9 protein-coding genes are annotated in these 16,982 nt (G+C 71.8%); 1 reads left to right on the top strand and 8 read right to left on the bottom strand.

Features of this window, described 5'->3' with window-relative positions; all coding sequences use genetic code 11:
* Positions 1–25: 25 nt before the first annotated feature.
* The 6 genes from ACFY01_RS33995 to ACFY01_RS34020 all read right to left on the bottom strand — a co-directional run bounded on the left by ACFY01_RS33995 (position 26) and on the right by ACFY01_RS34020 (position 10,246).
* Positions 26–2,230, bottom strand: a complete 2,205-nt coding sequence (locus ACFY01_RS33995) for a glycoside hydrolase N-terminal domain-containing protein (protein ID WP_390739614.1) — start codon at positions 2,228–2,230, stop codon at positions 26–28.
* A complete protein-coding gene (locus tag ACFY01_RS34000; RefSeq protein ID WP_390739615.1) occupies positions 2,227–4,194 on the bottom strand; it encodes a beta-galactosidase in 1,968 nt (655 codons plus the stop codon). The genes ACFY01_RS33995 and ACFY01_RS34000 overlap by 4 nt, the downstream gene beginning before the upstream one ends.
* Positions 4,194–6,386 carry a 1,4-beta-glucanase gene (locus tag ACFY01_RS34005; protein WP_390739616.1) on the bottom strand — a complete coding sequence of 731 codons (2,193 nt, stop codon included), beginning with the start codon at positions 6,384–6,386 and terminating at the stop codon, positions 4,194–4,196. The genes ACFY01_RS34000 and ACFY01_RS34005 overlap by 1 nt, the downstream gene beginning before the upstream one ends.
* A 168-nt stretch (positions 6,387–6,554) precedes the next feature.
* Positions 6,555–7,493 (bottom strand): carbohydrate ABC transporter permease, encoded by a 939-nt coding sequence (locus ACFY01_RS34010; protein ID WP_390739617.1) that lies wholly within the window; start codon positions 7,491–7,493, stop codon positions 6,555–6,557.
* Positions 7,490–8,524 carry an ABC transporter permease gene (locus ACFY01_RS34015; protein ID WP_390739618.1) on the bottom strand — a complete coding sequence of 345 codons (1,035 nt, stop codon included), beginning with the start codon at positions 8,522–8,524 and terminating at the stop codon, positions 7,490–7,492. Before ACFY01_RS34015 ends, ACFY01_RS34010 begins: the two co-directional genes overlap by 4 nt.
* A gap of 27 nt (positions 8,525–8,551) precedes the next feature.
* Positions 8,552–10,246 (bottom strand): extracellular solute-binding protein, encoded by a 1,695-nt coding sequence (locus ACFY01_RS34020; protein ID WP_390739619.1) that lies wholly within the window; start codon positions 10,244–10,246, stop codon positions 8,552–8,554.
* 344 nt (positions 10,247–10,590) lie between these two features.
* Here ACFY01_RS34020 and ACFY01_RS34025 point away from each other — a divergent pair, with 344 nt between their 5' ends.
* Positions 10,591–13,431, top strand: a complete 2,841-nt coding sequence (locus ACFY01_RS34025; protein WP_390739620.1) for a glycoside hydrolase family 3 C-terminal domain-containing protein — start codon at positions 10,591–10,593, stop codon at positions 13,429–13,431.
* Positions 13,432–13,513: 82 nt separating this feature from the next.
* Here the strand turns inward: ACFY01_RS34025 and ACFY01_RS34030 are convergent, their stop codons facing one another.
* A complete protein-coding gene (locus ACFY01_RS34030; protein WP_390739621.1) occupies positions 13,514–14,959 on the bottom strand; it encodes an aldehyde dehydrogenase family protein in 1,446 nt (481 codons plus the stop codon).
* A 390-nt stretch (positions 14,960–15,349) separates the two neighbouring features.
* On the bottom strand, positions 15,350–16,939 hold the full coding sequence (locus ACFY01_RS34035; RefSeq protein ID WP_390739622.1) for a PucR family transcriptional regulator: 1,590 nt from the start codon (positions 16,937–16,939) through the stop codon (positions 15,350–15,352).
* Between the last annotated feature and the right edge of the window lie 43 nt (positions 16,940–16,982).

Here is a 16,982-nt window from a genome sequence, read left to right on the forward strand (position 1 = left end):
TCCATGGGTGGGGGGAGTGCGCGGATTACCAGGTCCCCAGGGTGAGGACGCGGTCTTCTCCGGCGACCAGGTCGAGCGGCTGTGCGCCGGAGGAAGTCCTGAGTTCGATGCGGTGGCTGCGGGTGGGGCGCAGCACCGCGGTGGCGGTGGCCGTCTCGCGGCTCCAGGTGAGGTCCAGCTCCGCCCCGAACCGGGTGCGTACGCCCCGGATCCGGCCCTGCGGACAGGCGGCCGGGAGCGCGGGCAGCAGGACCAGGCGGTCGGGGGTGGAGTGCACCAGCATCTCGATCAGTACGGCGGGCAGGGTGTGGGCGGCGTCGGCGTTGTAGACGTCGCGGTTCGGGTAGTGGGCGCTCATCAGGGAGGCGTGGAAGAAGTCGCCGTCCAGTACGTCGGTGAGCGCCCGGGCGACCCGGTCGCCGTCCCGGAGCCGGGCCGCGATCAGGGCGTGGTGGAGGTGGCCGTGGGCGGAGTCGTTCTCGGCGCCGCGCAGTTCGAGGGCGCGGTGGGCGGCGGCGGCCGGCTGCGGGGTGTCGTAGGGGTTGATCTCGTCGAGGGGCCAGACGCCGTAGAGGTGGCTGAGGTGGCGGTGGTCGTAGCTGTCCTCCATGTCGGGCCAGGCCCATTCGGCGAGGGCGCCGTCGGCGTTGATCCGGTGGGGCGGGAGGCGGTCGGCGAGGGCGCGCCAGCGGTCGGCGTCGGGGGTGTCGGGGTGGTGGTCGGCGGCCGTGCGCAGGGCGTGGCGGGCCGCCGAGAGGTCCATGGCCGCGTTGATCGCGCCCCAACTGGCGTTGGCGGGGCGGTTCTCGGGTGAGTAGGAGGGGACGACGACCAGGTGGCCGGCGTCGTCGGTGCGGGTGAGGAAGTCCTCGTAGAAACGGGCGACTTCGGCGAGGGCGGCGGCGGTGCGCGGGTCGCGTTCGCCGCGGGTCTCGTCGTGGTCGACGAGGGGCTTGAGCAGCCAGTCGGCGCCGGCGGTCCACAGGTGCAGCGGGTATTCGCGGCTGAAGTGGTACGTCAGCCCGGACTCGCCGTCGGTGTGCGCGGGGGCGACGGCGCCCCGGGCCCCGAAGACGGCCCTGGCGTTCTCCCGCCAGTCGGCAAGCTGCCGCCCGACGAGACCGGCGAGCGCCTCGGTGACCTCCGGGAGGGCGGCGGCCGCCGCGGAGGCGGTCTGGAGGTTGAGGTTGGCGTCGTTGGTGAACGCCCCGGACCAGGCGGTGTTCCAGTCGCCGGTCCACAGGCCGGTGAGGCGGGGCGGGTTGAGGCCGGCCGAGGAGAGCAGGTGGTAGCGGCCGGCCGCGAAGAGCCGCTCCAGGAGGGCGGTGCTGTGCGGGCGCTTGAGCAACTCCGAGCCGGGCAGCGCGCGTTCGGCCGGGTCTGCGGCGAGGTCCAGGGTGACGCGGTCGTAGGCGGTGCGGTGCAGGGAGACGTGGCGGGCGAGGAGGGTGTCGTACGGCTGCTCGCCCCACGCCTCCCGCAGTTCCCGGGCCCCGGCCACCGCGTCCAGTTCTCCCGTGTGGCGGCGGACCCGGGTGAGGAGCAGCACCGACTCGGCGCCCGTGACGCGTACGCCGGGCGGGGCGAGACTGGTGGTGCCGCCCGTGACCACGACGAGGGTCAGCCCGGTGTAGGCGCGGTCGCTGTCCGGGTAGCGGGCGCGCAGCGTGAGCAGGGCGCCCTCGGGGGTGAGGAGCGCGCCGTCGCCGACGCCCAGCCCGGCGGGCGCGTTCGGCAGCCTGGGGTCGAGGCTGATGTCGAGGGTGAGGGCGGGCGCCGTGAGGGAGTGGACGATCAGGTCGTCGGCGCGGGAGACGAAGACGCGGCTGTCGAAGTCCGCGCACTCGGCGATCGTCTCGCCCGTGGTGAAGTCCACGGAGCGGCGGTAGCCGCGGCAGGCGCAAGGCGGCCTGCGCAGCCGTATCTGGAAGGCCGGGTGGAAGGGCTGCACCCATTGCAGCGGACGGCCGTCGGTGAAGGTCTCGGCGGCGGTGAGCTCGCCCGCGAGCAACCGGTCCTGGAGGGCGGGCAGTTCGGCGGCCAGCCGGGGCGGGCGGGCGTGTTCGCCTCCGTTGGGGCGGACCAGGGTGTGATGGGTGACGATGACACGGTCGTCGTTCGGGTCGCCGAACACAAGGGCGCCGTGGTGGCCGTTGCCGCTCAGGAAGCCGTCCTCCCAGCGGGTGGCCGGGAGGGGTTCCCAGGTTCCGTGCGCGAGTTCCTGCGTCAAGGTGTCAGCACCGCCGTTCCGTAGCGTCCGAGCGTGATCCGATCGGTGACACTAGCCCCCGTGAGCAGGTCGTGGTGGGTGCCGGGCACCTCGACGGTGACCGGCTCGCGCCCGTGGTTGAGCAGGAACAGCGACTCGCCGCGCCTCACGGCCTCGACCCCGGCGGGCAGACCGTCGAGCACCGGGCGGGCGCCCGCCTCGCCGGCGATCCGGGCGAGCAGGGCGCGCAGCGCCTCCGGTTCCGGGAGCGTGGAGACGTACCAGGCGCGGCCCCGGCGCAGTACGGCGGGCAGTGCGTCGAGTTCGCCGCCCTGGTAGGGGATCGTCTCGTCGACGGTGCCGTCGGGCTCGATCTCCTCCGACCACAGCGTGCCCAGGAAGCCGTCGCACTCGACGCTCTCCCCCGCGTCCAGCGGCCACCACTCGTGCAGCGTGCGGATGCCGAACAGCTCGCGCAGCCGGGCGTCCATGCCGCCGGGGCGCACCCGGTCGTCCTCGTCGGCGACGCCGGTGAGGAAGCCGCAGACGAGCGTGCCGCCGCTCTGAACGTACGCGAGGAGGTTGGCGACGGCGGCGTCCGTGAGGAGGTACAGCTGTGGCACGACGACGCACTTGTACGCGGACAGGTCGTGCTCGGGGTGGGCGAAGTCGGTGGTGAGGTGGGACTCCCACAGGGCGCGGTGCCAGGCGTGCAGGACGGCCGGGTGGTCGGCCTCGGTGGAGAGCCGGCCGTCCTGGGCGCCGCCCCACCAGGCGTGCCAGTCGTGCAGGATCGCGATGTCCGCGGCGACGTGGTGGCCGGTGACCCGCGGGGCGATCTTCGCGAGTTCGGCGCCGAGCCGTTTGACCTCCTGGAAGGTGCGGCCGTGCTCGCCCGCGTGGCTGACCATCCCGGAGTGGAACTTCTCCGCGCCCTGCCGGGACTGCCGCCACTGGAAGTAGCAGACGGCGTCCGCGCCCCGGGCGACAGCCTGGAGGGACCACAGGCGGTTGAGGCCCCTGGGCTTGGGGTGGTTCACCCCGCGCCAGTTGACCGGTCCCGCCGCCTGCTCCATCAGCATCCACGGGCCGCCCGCCTGGGAGCGGGTCAGGTCCTGGACGAGCGCGCCGTGCTGGGCGCCGAGGGGGTCGCGCGGGTCGGGGTAGAGGTCGACGGAGACGACGTCCTCCTCCTCGGCCCAGCGCCAGGCGTCCTGGCCGAAGAACAGCGGCATGAAGTTGGTGGTGACCGGGATGTGCGGGGTGTGCCGGCGGACGATGTCGCGCTCGGCGACGTAGCACTCCAGGAGCATGTCGGAGGTGAAGCGGCGGAAGTCCAGCACCTGGGTGGGGTTGTTCAGGTAGTGGGCGTGACGCGGGGGCAGGATGCCGTCCCAGGTGTCGTAGCCCTGGCTCCAGAAGGCGGTGCCCCACGCGGTGTTGAGGGCGTCGAGGGTGCCGTACTTCCCGCGCAGCCAGCGGCGGAAGGCGGCGGCGGCCTCGTCGCCGTAGTCGTAGGTGCAGTACTCGTTGTTGATGTGCCACATGGTGAGGGCCGGGTGGGTGCCGTAGCGGGCGGCGAGGTCCTCGGTGATGGCGGCGGCGTGGTGGCGGTAGGTGGCGCTGGAGTGCGAGAAGTGCTGCCGGCCGCCCCACCACTCCACGCGGCCGTCGGCGTCGCGGGGCAGGGTGTCCGGGTGCAGGCGGCCCAGCCAGGGGGGCGGCGAGGAGGTCGGGGTGGCGAGGACGACTCCGACGCCGTGCTCGTGCATGAGGTCCATGAGCCGGTCCAGCCAGCCGAACTCCCGGACGCCCGGCTCCGGTTCCAGCTTCGCCCAGGAGAAGACGCCGAGGGTGACGGAGTTGACTCCGGCCTCCTTCATCAGCCGGACGTCCTCGTAGCAGGTCTCCTCGGGCCACTGCTCGGGGTTGTAGTCGCCGCCGAAGAGGATGCGGCCGCGGGTCGCGTGCGCGAGCTTTGGCATCAGACCGGCTCCCCGTACTGGATGCCGCGGCCGTTGGTGGCGAGGTAGACACGGCCGTGGACGCGCGGGTCGCCGGTGACGGTCTGGCCGGTCCAGCCCCACTGGTGGGCGTCGTCGTTGATCCGCACCCAGGTCTTCGCCTCGTCGTCGGAGCGGTACACGGCGGTGATCGTCTCGGTGGAGCCGACGAGGTAGAGCGCGGGGTACTCCGCGCCGTCGGCGGCCTTGCCGAAGCCGAGGGTGTGCGAGGCCCGGCAGCTGCCGATCGTGGCGAAGGTGCCGCCCCCGTCGGTGGACCGGTACAGGCCGTTCCCCTTGACGCTCAGCCACAGGTCACCGGACCTGCCCGGCGCCGCGACCAGCTGGAACTGGCTGTCCCCGGAGGGCAGCCCGGTCGCACGGGCGGTGAAGGAACGGCCACTGTCAGTGCTGGCGTATACGGTTCCTGTGTCGGTGTCGTACGCGTAGAAGAGCGCCGGGTCGGCCGGGTCGGCGACCGGCGTGGCGCCCTTCGGGAAGGAGGAGACCTCGGACCAGGTCGCGCCGTTGTCCGCCGAGCGGTGCGCCGCGTGCTTCGTGCCGTCCCAGTGCACGAAGGACCACAGCAGCACGCTGCCGTCGGCGTTGGTGGCGATCGGCCCCGGTGCGTCGTGGGCGATGGAGGGCTGGGCCGTGAAGGGCGCCCAGGTCCGTCCGCCGTCGTTCGAGCAGGCACCGTTGCCGTTGTCGCCCCAGCCGGTCCGGACGACGTACGACGGTCTGCCCGCTGCCTGCGCGAGTCCCGTCGCCGACCCGAACACGGGATTCGTGGCCATGCCGCGCGACGGCGACGCGGTGAGCCGCTCATGGTACATGACGCCGATGTCCCGGGACCCGCTGATCAGGTGCGCCTCGCCGACCGGGGGCGAGATCAGCTGGGTCACGGACGTCTCCTCCAGACCACGGGTCCGCGGGGCCCAGTGCTTCAGGTCCCGGGTGCCGTAGAGGGTGGCGCCGGTGCCGTAGAGGACATGCCGGGAGTCGTACGGGTCGACGGCGACGGCCTGGATCCACCAGCCGAACTTGGGCTGGTCCCCGCCCCACTTCAGGAAGGGAGTCTCGGACACGTCGAAGACAGCGGAGTCCTTCAGGGACGTCCAGGTACGGCCGCCGTCGGTGGTCCGGAACAGGGTGTCCACGGCCGCCCAGCGGTTGTTGGTGGAGACGACGACGGTGCCGGGGCGGCGGGCGTCGACGGCGGCCCCGCCGTAGCCGAAGGTGTCCGTGCCCCCGGGCTTCACCGGGGTGACCTCGGTCCATGTGCCGGCGCCGGTGGCGAGCCTGTGCACACTGCCGTCGGACTGCCCGTTGGGCCCGGGCGCGTCGGCGTACGTCACGTACAGCTCGCGGGTGTGCCGGTCGTACGCGGCCCGGATCGGCACCGCGGCGGCCTCGCCGGAAGGCTGGCCGGGGACGGCTTCCCAGGTCGTGCCGTCGGTCGTGCGGTACAGGTTGGCGGTGGTGCCGCCGCCGTCGCCCCAGCCCGCGTAGACGGTTCGCCCGGCGGCGACCAGGAGGGTGACGCCCTGCCCGGAGGAGCTGGGGTCCACCGGGAAGCCGCCGACGGCTGCCCAAGTGACCCCTCGGTCCCTGGACTTGAGCAGCCCGTCGTGCCGGGTGCCCAGCCAGAGGGTGTCGCTGTCGCGCGGGTCGACCAGGAGCCGCTCCCCGGTCCCCCGCCCGTCCTCATTGCCACCCAGCTTCACGCTCAGGTCGCTGCGCTTCCAGGTGGCCCCGCGGTCCTCGGAGCGCAGCACGGCGCCGTTGCCGGCCCAGGACTGGGCGTAGGTGCCGAGGGCCAGGTACAGCCGGTCCGGGTGCGCCGGGTCGATCGCCAGGGCCTCCACACCCAGGAGGTTCCAGTCGTCCCAGCCGAGCTGGTCGAGGAGCGGGGTCCAGCGGGCGGCCCGGTGGTCCCAGCGGTAGGCGCCGCCGATGTCGGTACGCGCGTAGGCGAGACCGCGTACCGCCGGGTGGAACAGGACACCGGTGACGAAGCCGGTGCCGCCGATCACCGCGTTGCGCCAACGGTACGCGGGCCGCGTGGCTTCGGCGGCGCGGGCGTTGCCCGGGAGTACGGGGATCGCCGTCAGGGCGGCCGCGGCGGCCGTTCCGGCGAGGACGGCTCGACGACTGAGGGGGGAGGCGGGCATGGGGTTACCTCGCAGAGGGGGGTTGGTTACTTGATTCGGAGAGGGGTGACTACGCGACGCGCGGTAAGTGCACCCCCTCAGGGGCGCGGGGAACTGCGCGACCAGCCACCACGGAGCCGCAGCCACCGAACCGCCGTCACCCCTACGGCGAGTAGCCGGGCTCGGGCTTCAGCCCTTGACCGCTCCGGTCAGCATGCCCTTCTTGAAGTGCTTCTGGACGAAGGGCGACAGGACGGCGACGGGCAGGAGGGCCATCACCATGACCGCCATCTGGATGGCCAGCCCCGACAACTGGCCGGTCCTGATGGCCTGGCCCAGACCGACCGGCTGCTGCTGCCTCTGCACGAGCTGGATCATGACGTTCTGCAAGGGCATCTTGTCCTGGTCGTTCAGGTAGATGGAGGCGTTGAACCAGGCGCTCCAGTACCCGACGGCGTAGAACAGCGTGATCACCGCGAGGACGGCGCGCGACAGCGGCATGACGATCTGCCAGAGGATCCGGAAGTCACCGGCGCCGTCGATGCGCGCGCTGTCGACGAGTTCCTGCGAGATCCCCATGAAGAAGCCGCGCAGCACCAGGATGTTGAAGACGCTCACCGCGCTCGGCAGGATCAGCGCGAGGTAGTTGTCCGACAGGCCGAGGGACTGCACCAGAAGATAGGTGGGGATGAGGCCGGCGCTGAAGAACATGGTCGCCAGCAGCGTCATGAGGATCCAGCGGTGGGCGAGTGAGCCGCTGCGGGACAGGCCGTAGGCGCACAGGACGGACACCGTCATCGAGAACAGCGTGCCGACCAGGGTGACGAGGACGCTGACGATCGTGGCCCGGGTGACCTGGCCGCCGCTGAGCAACTCCCTGTAGGCGATGAAGGTGATGCCCTTGGGCACCATCACCAGGCCGCCCGCCTCGTCGATGGTCTTGCGCGAGGAGAGGCTGGTGACGACCACGATCCACAGCGGGAAGAGGACCGCCAGGCAGGCGAACGACAGGACCAGGCCCTTGCCCGCGAGGCCGGCCTTCGAGGGCTCTTCCTCCCACGCCGGGCGCTCGGGCGCGGCCCACCGGTTCGGCCGGCTCGGTGACGGTTTGTCGATGACGGCGGTCATTTCTTGTACACCCCCTGCTCGCCCATGAGATGGGCCACCTTGTTCGCGGCGAGGACCAGGCCGATGCTGACCACGCCCTTGACCAGACCGGCTGCGGCCGCGTAGCCGAAGTCCTGGTTGCGCACGCCGTTCCACCACACGAAGGTGTCGAGGATCTCCCCGGCGTCCGGTCCGACGGCGTCGCGTTGCAGCAGGATCTGTTCGAACCCGACGGTCAGGGCGTCGCCGACGCGCAGCACGAGGAGCAGGGCGACCACAGGACGCAGGGCGGGCAGCGTGACGTGCCACATGCGGCGCCAGCGGCCCGCGCCGTCCATCGCGGCGGCTTCGTAGTGGTCCTGGGGAACCGAGGCCAGCGCGGCGAGGAAGACGATGATCCCCCACCCGGCGTCCTTCCACACGCTCTGCGCGGTGACCAGGAAGGCGAAGGTGTGCGGGTCGGTCATGATGTCGAAGCCGTCGTACCCGTGCTGCCGCAGCAGTTGGGCGAGCATGCCCGCGCCGCCGAACATCTGCTGGAAGACGGCGATGACCAGCACCCAGGAGAAGAAGTGCGGCAGGTACAGGACGGCCTGCGCGACGGCCCGCACCCGGGGCCGGACCACGCTGTTGATGAGCAGCGCGAGCAGGATCGGGATCGGGAAGAACAGCACGAGCTGGAGGAAGAACAGCACCAGTGTGTTCCGGACGGCGCTCCAGAAGTCGGGGTCCGCGAAGATCCGCTGGAAGTTGTCCAGGCCCACGAAGGGGCTGTGCAGGATGGAGACGATGCCGTTGTCGCTGACGTAGGGGTCGTAGTCCTGGAAGGCGACGACGTTGCCGAGGATCGGCAGGTAGTTGAAGACGAGGAGCAGTACGACGGCCGGCAGTGTCATGAGGATCAGGACGCGGTCGCGTCTGAACCTGAGCCGGAGGCCCAGCCTGCCCGAGCCTCGTCGTTCCCGGGTGCCGGTGGCGTCGGCGGACGCCACCGGGGTCTTCGTCGGCGTGCCGGCCTCGGTGCTGCTCCGAGGCACCGTGCTGTGGGACACGGTTGTTCTCCTTGCCTCAGAGCCTGATCAGCTCGCCGCCGGGCCGTTCTCGTCGAGCAGCTTCTTGTACCAGTCGCGCAGCTTGTCCCCGCCCTTGCTCTTCCAGTCGGAGACGGCCTGCTGCATGTCGCTGATCTTCTTGTGGCCGCGGACGATGTCGTCCTCGAGCTGCTCGAAGTTGTCGGCGAGGTTGGTGTAACGGGAGGGCTCGGTGACCTGCATGCCCCAGAAGGACGACTTCTTGGTGAAGGAGCCGACCCGCTGCTGCCACTCGACCATGCCCTTGGTGTAGTCCGGGAGGTCGGGGTGCGCGATGGTCGCGGCGGGGCTCGCGACCATGACGAAGGCGTTGACGACCTCGTTGTTGCCCTTGTCGTTCTTGACGGGCAGGCCGTTCTTGAGCGTGTAGTGCGTGCCCTCGACGCCGTAGTTGGTCATCATCCACTCCTTGGTGCCGTACGGCGCCGCGGTGACGTTGGCGACCGCCAGCACGTCGCGGATGACGGACTCGGAGGCCTTCTTGTTGACGAAGGCGAAGATGCCGGCCGGGTTCGCGGCCCAGAACTTCGGGGTACCGCCGTCGTGGGCCCACAGGTCCATGCCCCAGACCTTGAAGTCGGGGTTCTGGGTGATCTGGGAGGCCTGTCGCCCGTACCAGTTGGAGATGTCGTCGTTCCAGATCAGGAACTGGCCGGCGGCGAACAGGGGGGTCGGGTCGCCGATCTGGCTCTTGCCCAGCCTGAACTGGGGGTGGACGTAGCCGGCGGCCATCAGCTTGCGCGCCCACTCCAGCGCTTCCAGGTACTCCGGGGTCTCGATGCGGTTGATCATCTTGCCGTCGACCATGGTCCAGCCGAGCGGCTTCTCCCCGCCGCTGATCACGCCGAAGGTGTTGAACGCGGTCCACTTCATGTCACCGCAGGCCCACCGCTTGGCCTTGGGAGCGTTGATCTCCTTGCACAGGGCCGTGAACTCGTCGGCGGACTTCGGGACCTCGTAGCCCTCCTTGTCGAAGATGTCCTGACGGTAGAGGGGCACGATGTTCTGGACGTACGGGGCGGGCATCGGCAGGCCCAGCAGCTTGCCGCCGAAGATGGAGCGCTGCCAGGCGTCGCTGGGGATCGCCGCGAGGTTCGCGTACTCCTTGACCTTGTCCCCCGACAGATAGGGGCCGAGGTCGGCGAACTTGCCGATGATGGCGCTGGGTATCCGGCCGGTCATGTTCCAGCCGGGGATCACCACCACGTCCGGGATGTCGCTGGAGGCGAGGACAGCGCCGAGCTTCTGGTCGTAGGTGTTGCCGTCCTGGTTGCGCCACTGGACGTCGACGCCGGTCAGGTCGTTCATCGACGTGTAGTAGGGGTTGTTCTGCTTGGGCGGCGAGCCCCAGAACGGCGACATGATCGTGACCTTGCCGCCCTTGCCGAGCTTCTTGGACACCGAGGTCTTGAGGGTGCCGACGTCGAGCTTGGCGGTGAAGCCCATCGCCGAACCGTTCTTGGACGGGATGTCCGGCTGCACCGCGCCGCTGGCGACGTAGGCGGGCAGGATCTTCTTGGCGGCCTTGCCCGACGTGGTTCCATCCCGCGACCCGCTGTCCGACCCGCCGCAGGCGGCCAGCAGCGGCATCCCTCCGGTCACCGCTGCGGCGGCGACCGCCGTGGAGGCGAGGAAGCTTCTCCGGTTGGGCCCAAAGGAGGCGGAGGCGGCGTTCGGCGTCATTGCGTCAACCCTTCATGGCACACCAGGACACCCGGCGGGAGGCCGTCGGCTGCGGTGTCTCGAGTGGAACTGGCTGAGCTGAAGCGGTTCGCAGCGGTTCTGGCACGTCGTCGAAGCGCTTCGATGTTGCTGCGAGGTTAAGTGAACACCTGGGGGTGCACAAGGGTCGATTCCAAGATTCCTCCCGGGTGCCCGCGTATCCGTACGGCCTCATGCGCGGCTTGCGTTGTCGGTGAGAAGTCCGAGTTGTTGCCCCGGGGAGTCTTGACACCCACCCGGTTGTCGAATGAGCATCGAAGCGCTTCGAAAGCGCCTCGCCGTTCCATCCCAGGGGGAACCCGCCCGTGACCGAACACACGCCGCCCTCGCCGCCTTTCCGCGATCCGCAACTGCCGTTCGCGAAGCGCGTCGACGACCTGTTGGCGCGGCTCACACTGGACGAGAAGGTCGCCTTCCTGCACCAGTTCGTGCCCGCCGTGGAACGGCTCGGCGTCGCCGCGTTCCGCACCGGCCAGGAGGCCCTTCACGGTGTGGCGTGGATGGGCCCGGCGACGGTGTTCCCGCAGGCGGTGGGTCTCGGCGCGACCTGGAACCCGGACCTGGTCCGCAGGGTCGGCGAGGCGGTGTCCAAGGAGGTGCGGGCGATGCGCGCCCGCGACGACCGGGTCGGCCTCAACGTCTGGTCCCCGACCGTCAACCTGCTGCGCCACCCGCTGTGGGGCCGCAACGAGGAGGGCTACTCGGAGGACCCGAAGCTGACCTCGGCGATCGCCACCGCGTACACGCACGGCCTGCGCGGAGACCATCCGACCTACTGGCGCACCGCGCCGGTGCTCAAGCACTGGCTCGCCCACAACAACGAGACCGACCGGGCCACCTCCTCGGCCTCCGTCCGCCCGCGCGTGCTGCACGAGTACGACCTGCGGGCCTTCAAGGAGACGGTGGAGGCAGGTGCGGTGGCCGGGGTGATGCCGGCCTACAACCTGGTCAACGGGCGCCCCAACCACCTCTCCCCGCAGCTGCGCGAGCACCTGCGCACCTGGACCGACGAGGACTTCCTGGTCTGCTCCGACGCGGGCGCGCCCTCGAACCTGGTCGACCACGAGCACTACTTCGACACCCACGAGGAGGCCACCGCGGCCGCCCTGCTGGCCGGCGTCGACAGCTTCACCGACCACGGCACGGACGGCTCGCGGATCGTCGCGCGGGTGCGCGGGGCCCTCGACCGGGGCCTGCTCACCGAGTCCGACATCGACACCGCCGTCCGCCGCCAGCTGTCGGTCCGCTTCCGGCTCGGCGAGTTCGACCCGCACTACGACCCGCACCTGGGCACCGGCGAGTTCGACACCCCGGGACACCGCGCGCTCGCCCAGGAAGCGGCCGAGCAGGCGGTGGTCCTGCTCAAGAACGACGACGGCCTGCTGCCCCTCGCCCCGGACACCCGCCTCGCCGTGGTCGGTCTGCTCGCCGACGAGTGCAAGCTGGACTGGTACAGCGGCACGCTGCTGCACCGGTCCACTCCTCTGGAGGGCCTGTACGAGCGGTTCGGCGCGGAGCGGGTGGAGTTCGCGGAGGGCGTGGACCGGGTCCTGCTCAGGACCTCCGCCGGTACGTTCCTGCACGTACCGCCCGCCCCCGAGGCCCCCGACGAGGCGCGCGGCGCCGAGGGCGCCCTGGACCCGGCCCTGCTCGCCGGCCGCACCGACCTGCCTCCGCTCACCACCGACGCCACCGGCACCGAGTTCGCGCTCGTCGACTGGGGCGAGGGCGTGCTGACGCTGCGCGCGCCCGACGGCCGCTACCTGTCGGTCGCCGAGGACGGCCGTGTCCGCGCCTCCGCCGACCAGCCGGGCGGCTGGATCGTGCAGGAGACGTTCCGCCTGGAACCGCACGGCGACGGCCACCTCCTCAGGCACATCGGTACGGGTCGCCATGTCTCGGTCTCCGCGGACGGGGTAAAGGTTGCCGACGAGAATCCGGAGATCCTGGAACTCGTCGTCGCCGAGCGGGCCGAGGACGCGGTGACGCAGGTCGCGGCGCGGGCCGACGTGGTCGTGGTGGTGGCGGGCAACGACCCGCACATCAACGGCCGCGAGACCGAGGACCGTACGACCCTGGACCTGCCCGCCCACCAGGAGCGGCTGCTGCGCGCGGCGCGGGCCGCGAACCCGAACACGGTGCTGGTGCTGGTCTCGGCGTACCCGTACGCGGTGGACGTCGCGCGGCTGCCGGCCGTGCTGTGGACCGCGCACGGCGGGCAGGCGGCGGGCACCGCCCTGGCCCGCGTCCTGGCCGGTGACGTCTGCCCCGCGGGCCGTCTACCGCAGACCTGGTACGCGGCCGACGCCGACCTGCCCGACCTGTTCGACTACGACATCATCGGCGCCCGCCAGACGTACCTGTACTACGAGGGAACGCCCCTCTTCCCCTTCGGCCACGGCCTGTCGTACGCGTCCTTCGCCTATGCCGACCTGGCGGTCCGGGTGGCGGACGACACGGTGCACGTGTCGTTCACGGTCACGAACACCGGTGACGTCCCCGCGGACGAGGTCGCCCAGCTCTACACCCGCGCGGTGGACCCGTCGGCCGTCCGCCCGCGCCGTGAGCTGGCCGCCCACCGCCGGGTCGCCCTGAGCCCGGGCGAGCGGGCGGAGCTGAGCTTCGAGGTGCCCCTGGCCGCCTTCGAGTTCTGGGACGTGGCGCAGGGCCGGTGGTGCCTGGAGGAGGGACCGTACGACCTCCTCGTCGGCGCCTCCAGCGCGGACGTCCGGCTGCGCACGACCGTCCACCTCGACGGCGAGGCGGCCCAGCCGCGCCCGGTCCTGCGTCGCGGCCTGGACGCGGCCGACTTCGACGAGCACTCCGGCGTCGCTCTGGTGGACCGTACGAAGGTGTCGGGTGACGCGGTGACACCGGCGGACTCAGGCACCGGCGAACTGGTCTACCGCGACTGCGACTTCGGCGAGGGCGTGACGGAGGTGACGGTCCGGGTGGCGGGTGAGGGCGTGGTCGAGCTGTCGCTGGACGGCGGCCCGGCGCTGGCGGCCCTGGCACTGGAGGAACCCACGTCCGGCCCGTACGACTACGTCTCGCTCGGCGCCGGCATCGTCGCCGAGGGCGTGCACGACGTGCACCTCAGGCTGCGCGGCCCGGTGCGGCTCGCGCGCGTCGGCTTCTCCGGTTGAGGGTCCGGACGAAGCCGTCACAGAGAAGGGGCCCGGCACCGGAAGTCATCGATGCCGGGCCCCTTCGGGGCGCTCGGGGCGACTAGAGGGCGAGCCCGGTGAGGACCAGCACCCGCTCGTAGGTGTAGTCGTCCATCGCGAACTTCACGCCCTCGCGGCCCACGCCGGACTGCTTGGCGCCGCCGTACGGCATCTGGTCGGCGCGGTAGGACGGGACGTCGCCGACGACCACGCCGCCGACCTCGAGGGCGCGGTGGGCACGGAAGGCGGTCTGGAGGTCGTGCGTGAACACGCCCGCCTGGAGGCCGTACTTGGAGTCGTTGACGGCGGCGAAGGCCGCGGCCTCGCCGTCCACCTTCTGCACGGTGAGGACGGGCCCGAAGACCTCCTCGCAGGAGATGGTCGTGTCGGCCGGTACGTCGGTGAGCACGGTCGGCGCGTAGGAGGCCCCGTCGCGGTCACCACCGGTGAGGAGGGTGGCCCCGGCCTCGACCGCCTCCTTCACCCACGACTCCACGCGCTTGGCGGCGTCCTCGCTCACCAGCGGGCCGACGTCGGTCTTGTCGTCGGAGGGGTCACCGGTGACCTGGGCCTCGACGGCGGCGACGATGCGCGGGAGGAGACGGTCGTAGACGGACGCGTCCGCGATGACCCGCTGCACGGAGATGCAGGACTGGCCGCCCTGGTAGTTGGAGAAGGTCGCGATGCGGGTCGCGGCCCAGTCCAGGTCGGCGTCGGAGGCGTAGTCGCCGAGGACGACCGCGGCGCCGTTGCCGCCCAGCTCCAGGGTGCAGTGCTTGCGCGGCACCGAGTCCATGATCGCGTAGCCGACCTTCTCGGAACCGGTGAAGGAGATCACCGGCAGCCGCTCGTCCTGGACGAGGGCGGGCATGCGGTCGTTGGAGACCGGGAGGATGCTCCAGGAACCGGCCGGCAGGTCGGTCTCGGCGAGCAGGTCACCGAGGATCAGGCCGGAGAGCGGGGTGGCGGGCGCCGGCTTGAGGATGATCGGGGCGCCGGCGGCGATGGCCGGGGCGACCTTGTGGGCGCACAGGTTCAGCGGGAAGTTGAACGGCGCGATGCCGAGGACGACGCCCTTCGGGAAGCGGCGGGTGAGCGCGAGGCGGCCCTGGCCGCCGGCGTCGGTGTCGAGGCGCTGGGCCTCGCCGCTGTTGAAGCGGCGGGCCTCCTCGGCGGCGAACCGGAAGACGGAGACGGCCCGGCCGACCTCGCCGCGGGCCCACTTGATGGGCTTGCCGTTCTCTGCGGAGATCAGCTGGGCGATCTCCTCGGTGCGCTCGGCGAGGCGCTTGCTGACGTGGTCGAGGGCGGCGGCGCGGACGTGGGCCGGGGTGGCGGCGAAGTCCTCGCGGACGGCGTGGGCGGCGGCGACGGCCTCTTCGACCTGGGCGTCGGTCGGCACGCTGACCTTGGCGACCAGTCGGCCGTCCCAGGGGGAGGTGACGTCGAAGGCGTCCTCGCCGGTGACCTGGCGGCCGGCGAGCCAGAAGGCGTGGGTGGAAGTCATGTGCGTGTTCCGGCCCTTCCGTGTTTCGGGGGTGTCTGTGTGGTTGTTCCACGTCCACGGTAGGGCGGGGGCGGGGGGAGAGGGCTTGTCCGAGTCGTACGGGTGCGGGTCGGCTGTACGCCGGTTTGGCGTGGTACCCAGGGGCTCCGCCCCTTCGACCCCGCCAGGGGGCTGCGCCCCCTGGACCCCCCTTTCGGCCTGAACGGCCTCGTCCTCAAACGCCGGACGGGCTGATAAACGAGAGCCGCGCCCTCCAGCCCACTCGCACGGGTGGTGGGCGGGCATAGGCCGGGGGTCTGGGGGCGGAGCCCCCAGCGAAGTGGACCGCCTCGGCGTCGAACGCCGGACGGGCTGAGAAGGGGGCCGCGCCACCTCGCCCACCCGCTCGGCTCACTCCGTTGACGTGGCCTTCAGGGCGAGCCACAGCTCCATGCGGACATCGGGGTCGTCCAGGGAGCGGCCGAGGATTTCCTCGACGCGGCGCATCCGGTAGCGGAGCGTGTGGCGGTGGACGCCGAGGTCGGCCGCCGCCGCGTCCCACTGGCCGTGCCGGGAGAGCCAGGCGCGGAGGGAGGCGACCAGGTCGCCGCGGCCGGTCGCGTCGTGTTCGTGCAGCGCGCGCAACATCCCGTCCGCGAACGCCTTCACCGCGTCGTCGGCCAGCAGCGGCAGTACCGAACCGGCCGCCAGTTGTTCGTGTTCGACCAGTACGCGGCCCCGCCGACGGGCGACGGACAGCGCCTGCTCGGCCTGCTTGTAGGCAGCCGCGGCGGCGATCGGCCCGGCCGGGGCGGACAGCCCCACCACCAGCTCGCCCTCGTCGGCACCGGTGGCCGGTTCCGGCCCGCTCCGCGCCGCCTCCAGCGCGGCCGCGTGGTCCGCGCAGGCGGCCACCGCGGCACCGCCGTCCGCGGCGAGCACCACCAGCCGCTCCCCCTCCGGCACGATCAGCACGGCCTCCCCCGAGCGGGCGGCGGCGGACTCCACCGTCTCGGCCAGTCCGTCCAGCGGGTCCCGGACCTCGTCGGCGGCGGCGGTGAGCGTGGTGGCGACGATCATCCGGAACGGGGCGTCGAGCAGCCCGCCGTACAGGTCGCCGGCGACGGCCCGCGCGTGGTCCGGCTCCCCGGCGAGCAGCATGCGCAGCACGGCCGCGCCGACCCGCTGTTCGGCCGCGTGCAGCGACCGGGAGCGTTCGGTGGTGAGGGTGAGCAGGGCGATGGCGGAGTGGACGGCGTACCGCTCGGCCGTGCCGAGGGCGGCGGCCGTGCCCACGGCGAGCGCCGCGCGCGGTCGCCGCCCGGTGCCGAGGGTGTGCAGCTCGACCCGGTCGTCGTGGTCCGGGAGGCCGACGACCGACGAGGCGGGGGCGGGCCGGTCCCGCAGCCGCTCCACGTCCGCGGTGAGCCGGGTGGCCCGTCGCCCGGCCCATTCCGGCGCGGTGGCGACGACGGCGCCCGAGGCGTCGTACAGCGCGGCCCAGCCGTCGACCTGGGTGGCGAGTGCCCCGAGCAGCCCTTCGGGGCCGGCGCCCAGTGCTTGCCGCGTGAGTTCCCGCTGGGCGGCGAATCCGGCGGTCACCGCCCGGTACTGGTCGGCGGCGATGGCGGCGGACACCGCCTTGCTGATCGCGAGGAAGGGGGTGCGGCGGGGCACCTCCAGCAGCGGCAGCCCTTCCTGTTCGGCGGCGTCGACGAGGGCCTTGGGGATCTCGTCGTAGTTGACCCCGACGGCGAAGCCGAGCCCGACGACGCCCGCGCCGACCAGCCGCTTCACGTACCGCCGCATCGTCTCCGGGTCCTCGGCGTCCAGCTTGAGCGCGGTGATCAGCAGCAGCTCGCCGCCCTCCATGTAGGGCACGGGGTCGGCGAGCTCGCTGACGTGGGCCCAGCGGACGGGCACGTCGAGGCGGTCCTCGCCCGCGCGCACGGTGAGCTTGAGCGCGGAGTGGTGGACGAGCGAGGCGAGCGTCGGGGGCATGGGGCCTTCAGGTCTGGGGAGATCGGGTGATCGTTGTGATCTT

The organism is Streptomyces sp. NPDC001480 (genome assembly GCF_042894725.1).
Taxonomy (GTDB): Bacteria; Actinomycetota; Actinomycetes; order Streptomycetales; family Streptomycetaceae; genus Streptomyces.